The following is a 16,978-nucleotide window of genomic DNA, read 5'->3' on the forward strand; positions in this document are numbered from 1 at the left end:
CATGCAGCCTTATTTCACATTTAAAGGGATAAGAAGCACTGACATGGGTATTATCGTGACAAAGGTTCCTCCTATCACAAAGCCGGAGCGAACGGTTTCAGAAATCAAGATTCCGGGAAGAAACGGTGTACTACATAACGATGAAGGGACCTATCTGAATTATACAAAAGAAGTGGAGTGTGCCATCAAAAACAAGGGGAAAAATGTACCTCAGTATGCGGAAAAGATTAATGCATGGCTGGATGGGTATGGAGAAATTACTTTTTCCAATGAACCGGATAAAAGCTATCGTGTGATGGTGAAAAATCAAATGGATATGAATGGAGTTTTGAATAGTTTTTCAAAGTTCCTGATTCAATTTGATTGCTTCCCTTTTAAATATTCCGTAAACAAAGCCGACGAAGAAAAGACCCTAACTACTCCTGCCACAATCTACAACCAAGGCACGATTTACAGCGAACCCATCATCACGGTTTATGGTACAGGGAATGTTACAATCACAATAAATGGAACAGGCTACACGATTACTGGAATAAGCGGCTATGTCACAATCAATAGTGAGATTCAGGAAGTTTATAAGGATACTACAAATAAAAACAATTCCTTTTCAGCGTTGGATTTTCCTAGGTTTCAAGTGGGAGCAAATACAATCAGTTGGACAGGAAGTGTAACAAGATTAGAAATAAAGCCCAATTGGAGGTGGTTATAAATGGCGAAAGTCTATAAAAAGCTAGAAATTGATGTAAACAGAGAAGTGACAAGTATCATTACAGCCGTTCAAAATGATGCCAATAGCAGATATTTAGATGTTGCTCTGTTAGATGGTAGTACAGCAATAAACCTCACAGGGCATGAGGTTAGGATTTATTGTAGAAAGCCAGAAAATGGCGGGGAGGTTTATAATAACGGCGAGATTACGAATGCAGTGAATGGCAGATGCCAATTTCCATTAACTGACCAGACATTAGCCAAGGCGGGATATTTAGATGTACAGCTTATTATATATAAGGGCGGTGCAGAGGTTTTGAGAACGCTTCCTTTTGTGATACACGTTGTCAGAAATATTGATTTGAAAAATGGTATAGAAAGCACCAATGAATATGGTGCATTGGTGCTTTTGTATCAAAATATTTATGAGTTCCTAAATTCAATCGGGGAAACGGGGGATACAGGTGGTACGGAAACAACAGGTTCCCTTATGGCGAAGAGTAATGCGACTCTTGGAAAACTAGGTCAAGTGGAACGAGACATTGGTGTAATTCTTGCGTCAGGCAAGAATACTAGAGGGCGTAAGTTTGAAAAACAGAGTAGGGTAAATGCACTTGCGCCAGACGCATTTTGGACATTTAGCGGGAAAAAGAATGTAGTGGAAATTATATTTTATAATACCACCGCAAATGTGGTAAATATGAGTTCAAGTGTGGAGATAACTGTTGATGGTATGACGACTAGTCACAATATTACTTCCGGTTTAAATAAGTTGTTGGCAACGACGGCACATGCTCTTTGCGTAAATTTAGATAGGATACATTACAATTCCAATGTGGTACCCGATTTGTCATACACAGCCGTCAGCGACAGCTTGCCAATTGAAACACTGCTTACCTCCCCATATAGTTTTCAGTGCCAAGAAGGTTTTAAAATTAAGTTGCCTGTCGGGTTTGGCGGAGTGATATATTGCATTGCAATTTACGAAGAATAGAGGTGATTTTATGATTTTATTTATAAATGAAAACAGGCGGATTGTAGCATATAGTGAATCAAAAACGGTGGAGCAAGTAAGAGAACAAATCGAAAACGGCAGTGCCGTTATTTACGAAGGTAATTTCAGTTTTTTTATGGGCGAAGAAAAAGAGAATAAATACAAAGAGTTTTATTATGACGGGGCAGGGGAAATTAGGATTGAGTATATTTCTATTCCTGCGATTACACTGCCAGAGCCGTCGGAACAGGAAATACTGCAAGCTGAAATGCTGTTAAATCAACAGCAGATCATCAGCAAACAGACAGAGATTGATATGACATTAGCTGAGTTATTGTTGAATCAACAGGGGGTGGTTAGATGATTTATAAAATTGTAAAGCGGTATTTTGATTCTAAAATTTATTCAGCCGCAAATGTAGGCATGTTTGTGCAAAGTGGAAAAATTTCGGCAGAGCAGTATGTAGAAATCACAGGTCAGGAATATGAGGTGGTTTGATGGTTACCATACATGAAAAGAATAGCATAACATTTGATACTTTGGGCTTGGGGGCGTTGCTTCCGAGCCTTTGTACTGTAAAAGAAGAATTAAACGGATTGTATGAGTTGGAGATGGAGCACCCTTATGATGAGTGGGGGAAATGGGAGGATATTGAAAAGGAACGAATTCTTGTTGCATCCACGCCTCGTGGAAAACAACCCTTTCGGATTTATCATATCAAACCGGATATGAATGGGATTCGGGTATATGCTCGCCATATTTTCTATGATTTATTGGATAATTTTTGCCTGAAAGTGGATGTTTTTGGCACTCCCCAAGGTGTATTGAATGCCATCCAAGAGGCGCTTTCCTACGCCATGCCATTTACTTTTACAACCAACATGACAGGGACAGGAACGGTCACAGCAAGCAAGGTAAACCCCATTGCCCCATTGCTTAGTGAAGATGAGGACGCAAGCAGTTTTATAAAGGCCTTCGGCGGGGAAATCCTGCGGGATGGCTTCAAAGTTTCTATGAATACCTCTATTGGACAGGATCGTGGCGTTGCCATTCGGTATGGCAAAAATCTGGTAGGGCTTGAAATTAGTGAGGATATCTCAGAGATGGCCACTAGAATCTATGCCTATGGAAAAGATGACGTGGCAATGTCTGGAGGGTACATGGATAGCCCATATATTAGTAGCTACCGCTACCCTAAAATCCATGTATTCGAGGATAGTGGTTTGACCTATTATGAATTACCCGGGGCTGTTCAAGCTTTATTTAATGAGGGTTGCGATTTACCCAAGGTTAATATTAAGGCTAATTTCCAGATGCTTTCCCAAACAGCAGAATACAAGGAGTATGCTGTTTTGGAAGAGGTCCAACTAGGGGATGTGGTGACGGTTTCCAATGTGAAAATGGGATTCCAAAAAAAAGCAAAGGTCATTTCCTATGAGTGGGATTGCTTGCTTGAACAATACAAAGAGGTAGAGTTGGGGGATTTTGTTGCAGACTTGACATCCTCAGTTACCAACGGAGAGAAGAGTCTCTCAACAGCGGTCAGTGCATCTACTGGAGTAAAACAGGTATCTAATTTAATAAACGGAGTTGCAACTATAACGGCTCATGGCCTTTATATAAGTGCTGATGGAACGAGTATAGCCGATGCAACAAAGGTATTTCATTTTGGGGCTGGGGGGTTATGGCATAGCAGTGCTGGGGTTAGTGGTACATATAAAAATATTATAAATACTGATGGGAATTTAGTGTAAGGGGTTGGATGCATGGATGCAGTAGTTTTGGGTGTTATGCAAGCTGTAGTTACTTCAATGGGAATTTGGTACCTTCAACGTAAATTAGCAAAGCGGGACGATGCCGCTGAGAAGCGGGAAAAAGAGAGGGAGGACATGGAGTACAACCTTTTAACGGCGGTGAATGCTTCCATTGCATTGGGGGAAGCAACGGCAAAGGCAGTACAGCGGATTCCTGATGCTCATTGTAACGGGGATATGACAGCAGCCTTAAGTTATACCACAACGGTGAAACATGATCTAAAGAACTTCCTTAACCGGAAGGCGGTGGAGAAGATTGTCTGAGGGGAAAAAACGCAGACGTTTTCGTATTAATGACGATACCATGACAACCATTGTGGTGTTGTCTTTGCTTTTCTGCGTTGCGGTGGTGGTGGCGGGCATGATTTTAGCTTTCTTTGGTGTGGATGTTTCTGCAATTGTCGGGAATGCCCTAACGGTATTTGGTACAGAGCTAGGCATTTGTGGAATTATGACCATATTTAACCGCTGGGCAGATAGGCAGGACAAGCAAGCGGAGAGGCGGAAGGAAAGTCGATTGAGACGGGAGGAATCGGAGAATGAAAGAAAACGAAACGAACAAAGTGCAGGATGAGTTAATACAAGGGGTAGCAATCTTAAGGGAAAGCACGAAAGTAACCATTCAGAATCTTTTGACAGTGAAATCTATTGTTACAATTTTGCTAACGGTAGTTTTTTCTTATTTGGCCATTGTTGGCCGGATTAGTGGAGAGCAGTTTTTAACCATATTTAGTGTGGTGATTGCCTTTTACTTTGGTACCCAGTATCAGAAAAACAGCGGAGGTGAGGAATGATGAAACCAGTTTTATATATGCAGAATGATCCAAAGTGGGCAAGCTATGATTATTCTGCACCGGGAGAAAAGACTACGATTAAGGCAGAGGGGTGCGGTATTACTTGTGCGGCTATGGTAATTGCAACGCTGGCCGACAAGAATGTTACTCCCATTACTACAGCGGAATGGTCAAAGAAGCGAGGATATAAGGCCAAAGGGCAGGGTACATATTATTCCTATTTCAAGCCTCAGGGAGCGGAGTATGGTATTGATATTACCATGCTAAACAGTAGCAACATTTATGGATCTCCTGCTTCCAAGTATCACGAGTTGGCGAGGCAGGCCATTGTGCGGGGTGATTTAGTAATCGCTTGCATGGGTAAAGGTAATTGGACAACCAGTGGACATTATGTATTGTGGTACGGCATGGAAGGGGGAAAGGTGCAAATCAATGATCCCTGGTCCAATAAGCCGTCTCAGACGAATGGAGATTACAATTTGTTCAAAAGTCAGGTGAAATTTTATTGGCTAGTAAAGGTACCGGATGAATTTAAGGAGGATGAGAATATGAAAAGATATAATACTTTAAATGAAGTTCCAAGCTGGGCAAAACCTATGGTGAAAGATATGCAAGATACAGGGTGCTTCTCGGATAAAAACAAGATGGATCTCACGGATGATATGCTTCGTGCCATGGCTTTGGTCACACGGTATCTTGATAAGAAGAAATAATAAATAAAGCCCTTTAAAGGCTTTTATTATTAATCATGTGAAGTATTTAGCTTTTTGCCACAACGTGGACAGTATTCAAGGCTTTCAGGATTATTCCAAAGGTCAAGTGTTTTGTTACAATATGGACATTTATATTGAAAATCGCAATAAAGTGAAATTACCAGAATGATAATAGTACCCCAAATGTTGGTAAAAATTGCCCGATAGGTAACTGCCAATAATGCAAACAATAAACCTAGGGTTCTATATTTTTTTGACTGTTCAAATGAAAATTTTTTCAATGTAAATCAGCTTCTTCCTGTTGTTTAAATAATCAGCACTCAGTTCCATAAGTATAATATAACTTACAGAATTAGTAAATGCTTTATATTGTTGGTGAAGTTAAATTCGTGTACTTAGCAAAAAATCAAAAAAGTAAAAAGATATTTGAGGCAAAAAATGAAATTAATCTAGCCCCTCTATTTGAGGGGCATTATAAAAAGCAATATGAGTTTAGAAGTAAAAAAATTATAGGAGGTAAAATGGATAGTTTTATTGCATGGGTAGGCGGAAAGAAATTATTAAGAAAGGAAATTGTGAATAGATTTCCGGAAGAAGGTGTTAAGAAATATGTGGAAGTATTTGGCGGCGCCGGATGGGTATTATTCTATAAAGATAAACACGCAGAAAAAGAGGTTTATAATGACGTAAATTCTGAATTGGTAAATTTGTTTCGGAATGTAAAATATCATCCCGAAGCGGTAGCAAAAGAGATGGAGCTATCAGTAAGCTCAAGAGAAATATTTGAAAAATACAAGGCGTCAGATGTTGGTCAAATGACCGAGATACAGAGAGCGGCCAGATATTTATATTTGATAAAACTGTCTTATGGTGCCACGGTGCGTTCCTTTGGGTGTAGAGCTAGAAATACTATAGACATGGAGGCTTTACTACAGGTAAAAAGACGACTGGATGGTGTGTTAATTGAAAATAAAAGTTTTGCAAAGCTGATTACTGCCCAGGACGGAGCGGGTACTCTTTTTTATTGTGATCCACCCTATCATAATACAGAAAAATATTATGATACCGGAGAGGATGGTTTTGGGGAAGAAATGCACGTGTTGCTGAGAGACACATTAAAGAGCGTCAAAGGGAAGTTTATTTTATCATATAACGATGATGAATTTATCAGAGAACTTTATAAGGATTTTGTAATTGAAGAAGTCGAGCGGTCTCATAATTTAAAAATGGCTATGGGGAAATTGGGCAGTACATACAAAGAATTAATTATCAGGAACTTCTGATTAAATATATGTTTAGATGGAACTAACAAATAGTTCCACAACAAACTAAATTGGCTATTTATTTATAGTAAAAATAAAAGGATAGTACGCGAAAAATGCTACAATTGGTGATATGAAAGCCGATTGTAGCATTTTTTTGTATTTGTGGGAATATTTTGAAAAATTACATATAATGGTTTATAATATATAATTATAAACTTATTCTTGTATGGGGGAAAAACATGTTATATTTTTATTTGCTTTTACTCTTTTTACTTAGCCCATTTTTTCTTCTGCTTGTTTTTTTAATTTATAAATTCTTAACATTTCAAAACCAATATAATAAATCAGTTTACAAGACCATTGTTGATATCCCCAAGTCAAAGGTGTTTTTTGATAAAGGTTACTATGGGGAATATTTGACTGTTAGATGTTTAGAGGGCATTTCTGAAAAAGAAAAGTTCCTGCCTAATGTGTACTTAAATAAAGCGGCAAAAGAAGGACAAACAACGGAGATTGATGTTGTGTATATTAATGAATATGGCATTTTTGTCTTGGAGAGTAAAAACTATAGTGGTTGGATTTTCGGAAATGATAAAGCAAAGAACTGGACACAGAGCTTGAATAAAAGAGTTAAGAACAAATTTTATAACCCTGTTTTTCAGAATGCAGGGCATATTTCAGCATTAAAAGCCACGTTAGGATCTCGCTTTGACAATACATATAAAAGTATAATTGTTTTTAGTGAGCGTTGTGAATTAAAGAATGTAACAGTGCAGACACCTGACGTTTATGTAATAAAACGAAATAATATTAGGAAAATTGTTCAAAGTCTAAGCCGTACTCCTGTATTAACAGAAGATGATATTTCTGAAATTTATAGTGTTCTTTCAGCTCGTACAAAAGTAGATGAAGAACTAAAACAGAAGCATATTGAAGATATAAAAAATGACATAGTACGTCCTAAGCCGGCTTCTTTTGTAGTTAAGAAGGAGATTGAAAAGGAAGCAGTCAGGGAAGAAAAAAGGCAGCCTTTGGAAGGTGATAACAAAATTTGCCCTAAATGTGGCGCACACATGGTTTTAAGGATTGCGCAAAAAGGTGCAAATAAAGGGGCACATTTTTGGGGTTGTTCCAAATTTCCCAAGTGCCGAGCAATTGAACAGGTTGAGGAAAAGTCCAATAGTGATATAGAGAAAGAATCTGTGGAGATTGAGTAAGTTCATAAGCAATTGGCATAGATAATGTGCAAATAAAATAAGGCGAATCTACAGAGGGGGATACCCCTTATGTCAAGGAGGATTTATGCAGAAAACAATTACGTATCTGTATCCAGATAAAAAGAATGCATCCAATTTAAAAATGTATCAGGATCGTACAAACCAAATCAAGGCGTTTTATTTTACTCGTGAAAGTTACAAAAAGGTATATGAATTACCTTGTTCGTTGAACTATGCAATTTACTTTCTATTTAATGATAGTGAAGATGAGAGCGTTGCGTACATTGGACAATCTGTGAACGGGATACAGAGGATTGAAGAACATGTTAGGCGTAAAGATTTTTGGACATACGGTATATTGTTTGTCACGGACAACAATAGCTTCGATAAGCTTTCAATTGATTATTTGGAGTACGAATTTATACAGAGGTTTAAGAAAAGTAGCTACGTATTAACAAATAAAGATTTGAGACTTAATAAGCCCAATATTAGTGTTTATGATATTCCTAATATTGAAGCATTCATCACTCAAATTAAATTTTTGTTAAGTGCAGAGGGTATTGATATTGATGAACAGCAGGATAGGAACGAAGTAATGAAATACTATTATCCACCGACTAAGCATAATGCTAAGTTATTTGTTAAAGATGGGAAGTTCATTTTGGCAGCAGGAAGCGAGATTAAAAGGCCGCTAGAATCAACTAAAGATTGGAAGGACAAGAATCATTACAAAAAAGGGAATGCCATCATTGATAGTTATGTAGAAAATGAAAAGGTTAAAGAATTGAATGGGAAGTTAATAACACAGGTTAATCTGGCATTTAAAGCACCTTCTGCGCCGGCCAATTTGATAACCGGATTATCTGAAAATGGATGGAAGTTTTTTAAGGAACTAGAGGAGATAAGAGGCAAATAAATTATGTATTGGGCAGCTCATTACATAGTAGAACCGGTCTGAGGGAGACGCAGTAGTACCATAATAAGAAATTCACGACAGAGGGATGAAAGAACTTTTTAAAGGAGTAGTAATGTTTTGTAGGGTATTGTTAATCAATTATAATTTGGAATAGCTTTTTGCAAATGGAGGTACTAATAATGAATCAAATAAAAACCCCAATTATATCCCAAATAAAACATCCATTACTAGTGTTATTATTCATTGTAACATATTTTCTATTGCTTCAAAGTATAAACTCATCCATTTATTTGAGATATCAAAATAAAAGTGGGTTGACTTGTTTTTACCTTGATGTTTTAAATTATGTAATGGTGTTTTTACCTTTAATTATAATACTCTATAAAAATGGTATCAAAAAATATTTAATTATGCTTCAGTCTATGTTAATGAAATATTGGATATCATATCTCATTTATATTTTTAGTATTTACTTAATTAGACAGCAAGTTGTATTAGGAAATTGTTATATTGATATGGGCATAGACGGATTAGTTTTTTGGCTTACGAAATCACCCTCATCTTCCTTTATTATGATGTATGCTTTTTGTATTTTTCAGAGTTTTATTTCCTTATTATTTTTTATTATATTGCCTTTTTATACTCTCGTTTTGCAATCATACATTTTTCATTTACACAGCGGAATCAGCTTAAAGGGTACACAGTAGTACCATAATAGGAATTTTAAATACGCTAAATTTGCGTCAACCAGAAATGTGCTAATCATTTTTATATTACTATTAAGTATTTTACATCACGCAATATAAGGTTTAGATCAATTATTACAATAATGTAATAATTGACTGGACATCTATTGATAGTTTTATCAATTATACGTGCTATAAGAAAGGATGACTATAATGAAGATATACTATGTATGTCAAAATAAAACCCGTAAGCAGGAAAGCCATGGACAGTATTTATGGTCACCCCAAAAAACAAAAAGTGGAGGTAATAACAGAGGCTACACAAATATGTCCCTTGTCAAAAAGGGAGATATAATATTCCATGGTGCACAACAGTCTACTTATGCAATAAGTGTTGCAAAGACAGATTGCTATATAGCAGAGCAGCCATTAGAAATCAAGGCAACATCAAAAGAACCAATATGGGAAAATAAAGGATATCGTATAGATTCGGATTATACTTTTTTAACGACTCCAGTAAATATGCGCGCGTTATTTGGTTGGTTCAAGGACCATCATCTTGGTAATGCAAGTGCATTTACAGTTAATGGGGAATGTAAAGAGTTGTATTTGAATTTATTAGATACGGACCATGCTAAATTTATTTTAAATAAGGCTTTAGAAGAAAAACAAGACAAGGCAGTAGAATATTTCCTAAAATTAATTTTAGAAAATATTTTTGATGAAAAGTATGCTGAATATGATGATAGCGAAATAGATGAAATTAATACTATTATTGATGAGAGTGCGGATAATCCTGAAGTGCTAACATGGAAAGGCAAAGTAGGTACACAGGAATTCGCTGATGCACCAGGTGCAGGAAATCCTAAGCCAAAGAGGAGTGTTAAAACGGCTGCTGCTGCATTGATTATTGCTAACCATGAATGCGAATATGACCATGATCCAAGCAGAATTTTTTATAAGAAAAGTGGTATAAAGTATACAGAGCCACACCACTTAATTCCAATTAGTAAATATAAAAATTTTGAGTTTGCGGAGGGTAAATATTTAAATTTGGATACCGAAGAAAATATAGTGTCACTCTGTAGTTATTGTCATAATTTATTACATTATGGAAGGTTAGAAGATAAGCTACCCATTCTAGAAAAACTGTTTAATGAAAGGCAAAAAGCATTGATGACAGTTGGTATCGAGTTAAAGAGTGTTGAAGATTTAATAAAATTCTATAAGTGACAACTAAATTAGGGTAAGCCACATATTCCCTTGATCCGCTGTAAATTGGATTAGAAATAGTTCAATGTTGTAATCACTCAAAGTTATAATAGCCTACAAGAATATTCTTTAAATAACATTGATAGAGTGTAAGGTTTATTGATTTTATAAGTATTAGCAATTAGACATGGGCAATATTTTCACATTAAAAATAGTTTGGGATAGTATTCATTTTGAGAGGAGGGCAATATGAATTTAGAAAGTTGGAATAAAACAAATATGCAGGGAGCGTTAATAAAAGCTACAGAAAGGTTTATTATTATATTATTTTTTTCAATGGTAGGAAGTATGATATTACCTGAGTCAAATTTAATTTCTAAATATAATATATATATTAAAATTGTGATAATAGTAGTAGCTTTATTTGAGTTTTATAGATCATATACTTGGTTTAAAAAAAGACTCGATTGTAAAGCTATAATTAGAGAAACAAAAAATAATCAGAATCCATTTATATACTTTAAAATGTATATAGTAGAAGCTGAAAGCCAAATAGAAATAAATCAGAAACGAATAGATTTTTGTAAAATACTATTTCCTGCCCCCTTTTTAACATATTGGTTTGGTATATATTTAAACCAAGATGAACAAGCAAAGACTCTAATGGGCGTTAATATTTTAGGAGTTGATATGGCAACTGGATTATTTATTTTATCTTTTATTATTATAATAACTTATGTATTTTTCATTAATAAGTACTTTAATTTTTACATTGATTATAAATATTATTTGACTGAATATAAAAAAGCCTTAATAGAATGTGAGAGTAAAAGTATTTAACTTAAATGTGGGAAGTTTCAGAAACAAGAATTATTTGATATGACAAACTTCATAAGCATTTTTGAATCGTAATAAAAAGAGAACCGACATAACACACTTTCTTAAAAGTAACTATATAAATGATTAACTTCCCATAATGTTTAGTTCCTAAATTCAATTTTGGGAAATGTTTAGAAAGCTATTGTATTATTTATAGAGGGGGAAAAGAAATGGCAAAATACGAAAAGTCTGTGCAAGGGGACTTTGATAGAATAGTCGAACAACTAGACGAAGCTATATTCAAAAGTGGCGTAAGCGTAAATTTGGTAGATAAAAGTAATTACCAGAGTGAAAATATTAAAATGGCTGTTCGGGTATACGATAAATATTTTATGCGAAATAGCAGTAGAGCAAGTTTAAGTGTGACGATTATTGATACTGGAAGAGAAGTGTTTGTATCTGCTATTGGTGCCGGGGGTGGCAGTGGCGCAATTTTTAATTTCAGTTTGGGGGCAGAAAGCGAACTAACAGAAGTTGTAGCAAATAGCATCAGAAAAATGGGACTATAATTTTCTGGACTATGAGGTTTTTATACTTATATACTAAATTGGATAGTAATAAAAATTGAATTTCTTATTATGTTAATACTTAGTAACTGGATTGAGTGGTGTGCATTAAGGAGTTATGGATTAATGAAAAAGATTAATTGGAAAATATTAAACTTAGCTTTTTGGATAGAGATTATTTTGTTATATATTTTACCGTTTAAGACTGATAATCATTTTCATTATAATATTGGTTGGCCTATACAATTTATTTCAGTATATGATTCGAAGCCTTCACTAAATCCCCTTATGTCAATGAGTCTTAATCCGTTAGGATTATTGATAAACGGAGTTATCATATATTGGATTATTTCAGTTGCAGTAAAAGCCTACAACAAACTCAAATACCACGAGACAAAATAAAATATCCCGTTTGCAGAATCCACTTCTAATTATGTGTATGACATAACAAACGTACAGACTCGTAAATTGCCGATTATCGGTATATGAAAAAATGCCACAAAATTCCATCAGTAGTGTATTTTTAAGCTTATTATCAGATAGGGGATAAAAATATGAATATAGCTAAACCCAAAATATCCAAAGAGGTATTGCAGATAGATGAGTTCTATTCTTATGTGAAGGATCGTTTATCAGATGATATCTCAATTTTTGCAATAAAAAGTTATAATGAAAGAATTGAAGGATTGGATTTTTCTAGAATGGAACTAAGATCAAGTATTCTTGAAAATTGTAAATTTTGCAGTTGCAACTTTAAAAGCGCAAGTTTTATTGATGTTATATTCCAATCTTGTGATTTTTCAAATAGTAAATTTGCAGACGCTTATTTTGAAAGATGCCAATTTGTTGACTGTAAATGTGTTGGATTGGATATGCACTGTACGGTTATAAAACAAACTACTTTTGAACAGTCAAATTTTAAATATTCAAATTTCGATGAAACTAAAATGAATGCAGTTTTTTTTGATAACATCGACTTTACTGAATCGTCTATTTCAGAAGCAAAACTGAAAAAGTTTGAGGCAAAGAATTCCAAGTTTATAAAAAATAATTTTTTCAAGACAATGCTAGCAACAGTGGATTTTACTGATAATGAATTCAAAATGCCATTGGTATCCACTCCTCCTATTGAGTTGAAAGGAATGGTTATAAATATGTTTCAAGCAGCTGAATTGATTAGTCTTATGGGTATCATTGTTAATCAGTAATTAAAATGCTGATATTTTAAATTTAGAATGAAAAATACAGACTGCTCTTGTCCATTATGGCATTCTATAGCTTATAGCGTTTCTATACGAACTGCTCATTGTGTTTATACTGGACAAGCCAAAAGTGCTTACAATTTGAATATTGATATATCAAAAGCATGCAGTTACAAGTGTTTATTTTATATTATTATTGAGGTATAAAAAATGGGAAATAGAAAGCTTTATAAGAATGACAGGTCAATAAGGCTAAGAGATAATAACTATTCGGAGCAACTTCCTTCACTAGATTTAAGTGCTTTTCCTCTCATAGATGATTTCCAGATCACTTTGATTGGCCGAGGTAATTTGGGTATGCATCTCTATTATTTTAGCCAAAGTTTAAATAGAAAGATAGCTTCGTTTCCATGGTGGGATAATGCTGATAAAGATATTAGCATAATGTGTATATCTGATATTCCTTTAGGCACACTTAGAACCCCTTTTATCGATTGTGAACAGTCTTGGCAAATACTTATTTGGGAAAAGAGAGACTATGTTTATATCATGCAAGGTGATGATCCCTGCTGTAAGGAATTTCATATATGGTTTAGAGTCCGGAAAGAAAAGTATTTAGCTGAATGGGATAAAATGATAAATAATCTCAAGTAGATTTAGATTTGGATTATAATTGAAAAAGTAAGAATAGAAAGGTTAATAGTAGACTCGAAAGGAGCGCAAAAAGTATGGATTATCAATGGATAGAGTGTCAATTAAATAAATTGGTTGATGTGTATAGAGAATTATATGATAAGGTGGAATTAGAAATTGGAGAACCTGCTACAAAAGATGAAATTTTAAGATTGGAAAATGAAATTGGCATGGAACTTCCAATGCAACTTAAAAATTTTCTTCTTAATTTTTCTGGATATTGTGATTTTTGTGTTTTTTTGTCTAAACAAAAAGATTCTCAGGGGGAGGACGAATTTCCTTATATGAGCTTTACAATTTCTACTGATGGAGTCATTCATGCAGAAAATAATCGAAAAGATTGGCAAGAGGAATGTTTTCCAGACAATAATAATTCTTATGATAAAGTTTGGCATAATAAGTTGGGAATTATATATAACGAAGGCGACGTTATAGCATTGGACATTGGGATAGATAAGATTAATCCACCGGTTGTATACCTTAGCCATGACGGTTGTAAAGGACATGGATACATACTAGGTAAAGACTTCAATACTTTTTTCGAGGCTTTTTTGAAAATTGGGGCGTGCGGTAGCGATGATTGTTTAATGATTCCGTATTGTGATAACCCATACTCTGGTATTAATCCGAATTGTAGAAACGCTATAGAATATCGAAAACGTATTGGTTTGACAATATAGGCATACATATAACATACAAAATAAAAACAACCCCTTATAAAAGAGGTTGTTTTACTGTTTTCATGACATATTTCGTGACATATTTGGGCTTTTTTAAGCCGTTTTTTATGTCACGGAGCAACTATTTGTATCACAGAACACATTTAATAAAATGCTTTAAAACGCTGATATATCAACGTTTTCCCCAGTTTCTAGGCTTTGTTTAATACCTAGAAAAGAATGGAGATGAGGGGAATCGAACCCCTGTCCGAAAACCCATCCATAAGAACTTCTCCCATCACAGTCAGTCTTTTAACATTCCCTCAGAATATCGCCGATTGACAGGCTATATCCCTTGGTAGCTTCATAAGTCTTTTTACGCCGCAAAGCTTAAGCGAAAAAGTGCCTCGCCAAGTCGACGCCGGGTTCTTTGACAGCGAGTGATCAAAGGCCGACGGCTGCCGCATTAGGCAGCGATTGCTAAATTATTATTGTCTTTTCTTTTTAAAAGTTTCCGGCTTGATGACGCAGTTAACCGGACTGCGGATGGCTATTCCTATTTTCAAGACTCCCGTCGAAACCATTACATCCCCGTATTATAAAATAAGCTTAATACTGGTTATAAGGTTAGATTACGTATCTTAAATTCTTTTTCGGCCTGACGTTTCTGATCATTTTTTGAAATGGTATCTCTTTTATCATAGAGTTTTTTACCCTTTGCTAAAGCTATATCAATTTTAACCAGACTACGGTCAAGATATACTTTAAGAGGCACGATAGTATATCCTGCTATCTTACTTTCTTGATAAATCTTCCGAATCTGATTTTTATGAAGCAAAAGCCGTCTTACCCGAAGAGGATCTTTATTAAAGATATTTCCCTGTTCATATGGGCTAATATGCATATTGTAAATAAAAGCTTCTTCATTCTCAATGCGTATAAAGCTTTCTTTCAAACTGCATTTACCAGCCCGTAGACTTTTCACCTCTGTACCTACCAAAGAGATACCGGCTTGAAATACTTCTTCAATAAAGTAATCATGATATGCTTTTTTATTTTGAGCGATAAGCTTTGTACCGTTTCCCTTTGCCATAAAAAAACCTGCTCTCTCCTTGAATCAATACTAGTGCGAGAAATCTCACAAAAGAATAATATCATATATTTGTAAAAAAGGCAAATGACAATCATATTAAAATTTAGTAAACATGGAAAGTATGTGACATTTTTCATGTTATTATGCAAGTAAATACTATTTCTTAAAAGATTTTAAAAAATCTTTCTTTTTATACTAAAAAGAAATATAATAATCCGAGTGAAACTATTTAAAAACATATTAGAATCAAGGGGATAAGCTAATTGTGTGATCTTAGAAAAAAGAATTAAATTTTTACATTTATTTGATACGTGTAGACTTGTCAAGAAAAAAGAAATGGAGCGTGAGACAATAAGCTTACATGAGAAAGCAAATAATTAATTTACTTAAGTAATAAAGGTGAAATTAGACTATCATTTAAATAGGAAGAATGTTTGAATTAATATGAGAAGGAATGAAGAATAATTATGTATATGAAAAAAACTGCCGTTATTATATGTGTATCCGCTGCCATGATATGCGGTGCCATAACACTTTCTATGCGCCTTACAGAGGCGAAGGAGCTGGAGATGGAGGTCTCCAAGCCCCAACAAGACGTTGCAACGCAAGAGCAAACAAACATATATAATGAGGGAGGAAATATTCCTCTATATTATGATGAAGAGGATGTTCTACTTTTGCCAATAAGGAATGTGTCCCAAGGACTTGGAGGGACTGTAACTTGGGACAAGACGGCAAAAAGTGTTTCCGTAATGTATAAAGGAAAGAAACTTGTACTTGAGGCAGGCAATAGCAGTGCCCAAATGTGTGGATATCATATCACGCTACATACGCCGCCGCAGTCAATAAATGGAAGTCTATATGGGGAATCATCTATACTTTCTGATTTCTTTTCTACAGAGGTTAAATGGGATAGTGCTAAAAAACAAATTTCACTGAAATCTAAAGAGGGACTTATGCCTATTATTGCATCTGATTTCTTAGTTGGGAAAAGTGAAGGGAAAGAATATAGTTTGGAGATTCCTGTTATTATGGGCTTAAATGATGGAAGCTACGAAAAAGGATTAAATAAAGAGATTATGCAAGAAATGCAAGGCTTAGGTGATGAATTTTTGCAGAGCGAAGGGGATGGCAGCTTTTACCTTCAGCTGAAGAAAGGTTTGGTTAACGGGGATTTTCTTTCTCTTTGCTGGAACGGCAAAAAAGGTGAGGAAACAATTTATAAAACAGTAAATATTGATTTAAGGGAACAAAAACCTAAACTTTTGACGGATATGCTTACAGAAAAGGGCATTAACAATGTAAAGGGGCAGGTACCATTCGTAGAGAACCAACTATTTTATATAACTGAGCAAAAGGAGCTTGCCGTGATTGATGCCGGAAAAGAAGAAAAGCCTGTCGTATTATTTCCCGGGAATGGTGACGTATTAAAAGGACAGTGGCAGACAAAATATGCGGATTTCATATCTCTTTCAGCAATGTAGAACGAAATTTTATTTATTAATTCTTCCTATAAGTTGTTTGCACTGAAAATAGTATGGATATAAGAATTGTAGAAATACAAGTCTAAATCCAACTGGCTAAGAATTAAACTACAAAAAATGTTAATAAACCTAAAAAAGCGACA

The 16,978-nt window shown here is 34.9% G+C and carries 20 protein-coding genes and 1 other RNA gene; 19 read left to right on the forward strand and 2 right to left on the reverse strand.

From position 1 onward, the window contains the following. Position 1 precedes the first annotated feature (1 nt). From NE558_RS10245 to NE558_RS10330, 18 genes are all read left to right on the forward strand, one after another. Positions 2-709: a distal tail protein Dit gene (locus tag NE558_RS10245; RefSeq protein WP_256149961.1), complete on the forward strand. Its 708-nt coding sequence runs from the start codon at positions 2-4 to the stop codon at positions 707-709. After that, positions 710-1,702 (forward strand): BppU family phage baseplate upper protein, encoded by a 993-nt coding sequence (locus tag NE558_RS10250; protein WP_256149962.1) that lies wholly within the window; start codon positions 710-712, stop codon positions 1,700-1,702. It begins immediately after the preceding gene. Positions 1,703-1,712: 10 nt separating this feature from the next. Then, the gene (locus NE558_RS10255) at positions 1,713-2,066 is read left to right on the forward strand and encodes a hypothetical protein (RefSeq protein WP_256149964.1); all 354 of its coding nucleotides are present in this window, start codon (positions 1,713-1,715) and stop codon (positions 2,064-2,066) included. After that, positions 2,063-2,200 carry an XkdX family protein gene (locus NE558_RS10260; RefSeq protein ID WP_256149965.1) on the forward strand — a complete coding sequence of 46 codons (138 nt, stop codon included), beginning with the start codon at positions 2,063-2,065 and terminating at the stop codon, positions 2,198-2,200. The genes NE558_RS10255 and NE558_RS10260 overlap by 4 nt, the downstream gene beginning before the upstream one ends. Beyond that, positions 2,200-3,456 carry a phage tail spike protein gene (locus NE558_RS10265; RefSeq protein ID WP_256149966.1) on the forward strand — a complete coding sequence of 419 codons (1,257 nt, stop codon included), beginning with the start codon at positions 2,200-2,202 and terminating at the stop codon, positions 3,454-3,456. Before NE558_RS10260 ends, NE558_RS10265 begins: the two co-directional genes overlap by 1 nt. A 12-nt stretch (positions 3,457-3,468) precedes the next feature. After that, positions 3,469-3,780, forward strand: a complete 312-nt coding sequence (locus tag NE558_RS10270; protein ID WP_256149968.1) for a serine/threonine protein kinase — start codon at positions 3,469-3,471, stop codon at positions 3,778-3,780. Further along, positions 3,773-4,090 (forward strand): hypothetical protein, encoded by a 318-nt coding sequence (locus NE558_RS10275; RefSeq protein ID WP_256149969.1) that lies wholly within the window; start codon positions 3,773-3,775, stop codon positions 4,088-4,090. The genes NE558_RS10270 and NE558_RS10275 overlap by 8 nt, the downstream gene beginning before the upstream one ends. Continuing rightward, positions 4,056-4,310, forward strand: coding sequence for a hypothetical protein (locus tag NE558_RS10280; RefSeq protein ID WP_256150121.1), 255 nt, complete (start codon positions 4,056-4,058; stop codon positions 4,308-4,310). Before NE558_RS10275 ends, NE558_RS10280 begins: the two co-directional genes overlap by 35 nt. After that, complete coding sequence (locus NE558_RS10285; protein WP_256149970.1) at positions 4,307-5,023, forward strand: C39 family peptidase; 717 nt, start codon at positions 4,307-4,309, stop codon at positions 5,021-5,023. The genes NE558_RS10280 and NE558_RS10285 overlap by 4 nt, the downstream gene beginning before the upstream one ends. Positions 5,024-5,544: 521 nt before the next feature. After that, on the forward strand, positions 5,545-6,306 hold the full coding sequence (locus NE558_RS10290; protein ID WP_256149971.1) for a DNA adenine methylase: 762 nt from the start codon (positions 5,545-5,547) through the stop codon (positions 6,304-6,306). A gap of 221 nt (positions 6,307-6,527) precedes the next feature. Then, on the forward strand, positions 6,528-7,505 hold the full coding sequence (locus tag NE558_RS10295) for an NERD domain-containing protein (protein WP_256149972.1): 978 nt from the start codon (positions 6,528-6,530) through the stop codon (positions 7,503-7,505). Positions 7,506-7,590: 85 nt separating this feature from the next. Beyond that, positions 7,591-8,421, forward strand: a complete 831-nt coding sequence (locus NE558_RS10300; RefSeq protein ID WP_256149973.1) for a GIY-YIG nuclease family protein — start codon at positions 7,591-7,593, stop codon at positions 8,419-8,421. Between the two features lie 899 nt (positions 8,422-9,320). After that, a complete protein-coding gene (locus tag NE558_RS10305; protein ID WP_256149974.1) occupies positions 9,321-10,340 on the forward strand; it encodes an HNH endonuclease in 1,020 nt (339 codons plus the stop codon). Between the two features lie 228 nt (positions 10,341-10,568). Then, on the forward strand, positions 10,569-11,159 hold the full coding sequence (locus NE558_RS10310) for a hypothetical protein (RefSeq protein WP_256149975.1): 591 nt from the start codon (positions 10,569-10,571) through the stop codon (positions 11,157-11,159). 209 nt (positions 11,160-11,368) lie between these two features. Next, positions 11,369-11,707 carry a DUF6054 family protein gene (locus tag NE558_RS10315; RefSeq protein ID WP_256149977.1) on the forward strand — a complete coding sequence of 113 codons (339 nt, stop codon included), beginning with the start codon at positions 11,369-11,371 and terminating at the stop codon, positions 11,705-11,707. A gap of 551 nt (positions 11,708-12,258) precedes the next feature. Beyond that, entirely contained in the window at positions 12,259-12,912 is a 654-nt protein-coding gene (locus NE558_RS10320) for a pentapeptide repeat-containing protein (RefSeq protein WP_256149978.1), read from the forward strand. Between the two features lie 204 nt (positions 12,913-13,116). After that, positions 13,117-13,560, forward strand: coding sequence for a hypothetical protein (locus tag NE558_RS10325; protein WP_256149979.1), 444 nt, complete (start codon positions 13,117-13,119; stop codon positions 13,558-13,560). Positions 13,561-13,634: 74 nt separating this feature from the next. Then, positions 13,635-14,279 (forward strand): SMI1/KNR4 family protein, encoded by a 645-nt coding sequence (locus tag NE558_RS10330; RefSeq protein WP_256149980.1) that lies wholly within the window; start codon positions 13,635-13,637, stop codon positions 14,277-14,279. Positions 14,280-14,496: 217 nt separating this feature from the next. Here NE558_RS10330 and ssrA read toward each other — a convergent pair. Together ssrA and smpB are read right to left on the reverse strand one after the other, a co-directional pair. After that, positions 14,497-14,851: a transfer-messenger RNA gene (gene ssrA / locus NE558_RS10335) on the reverse strand. Between the two features lie 26 nt (positions 14,852-14,877). After that, complete coding sequence (smpB, locus tag NE558_RS10340) at positions 14,878-15,351, reverse strand: SsrA-binding protein SmpB (protein WP_256149981.1); 474 nt, start codon at positions 15,349-15,351, stop codon at positions 14,878-14,880. Between the two features lie 467 nt (positions 15,352-15,818). Between smpB and NE558_RS10345 the strand changes: the two genes are divergently transcribed. Next, on the forward strand, positions 15,819-16,835 hold the full coding sequence (locus NE558_RS10345; RefSeq protein ID WP_256149982.1) for a copper amine oxidase N-terminal domain-containing protein: 1,017 nt from the start codon (positions 15,819-15,821) through the stop codon (positions 16,833-16,835). Positions 16,836-16,978 lie beyond the last annotated feature (143 nt).

Source organism: Anaerotignum propionicum (assembly GCF_024461735.1).
Classification (GTDB): domain Bacteria; phylum Bacillota; class Clostridia; order Lachnospirales; family Anaerotignaceae; genus Chakrabartyella.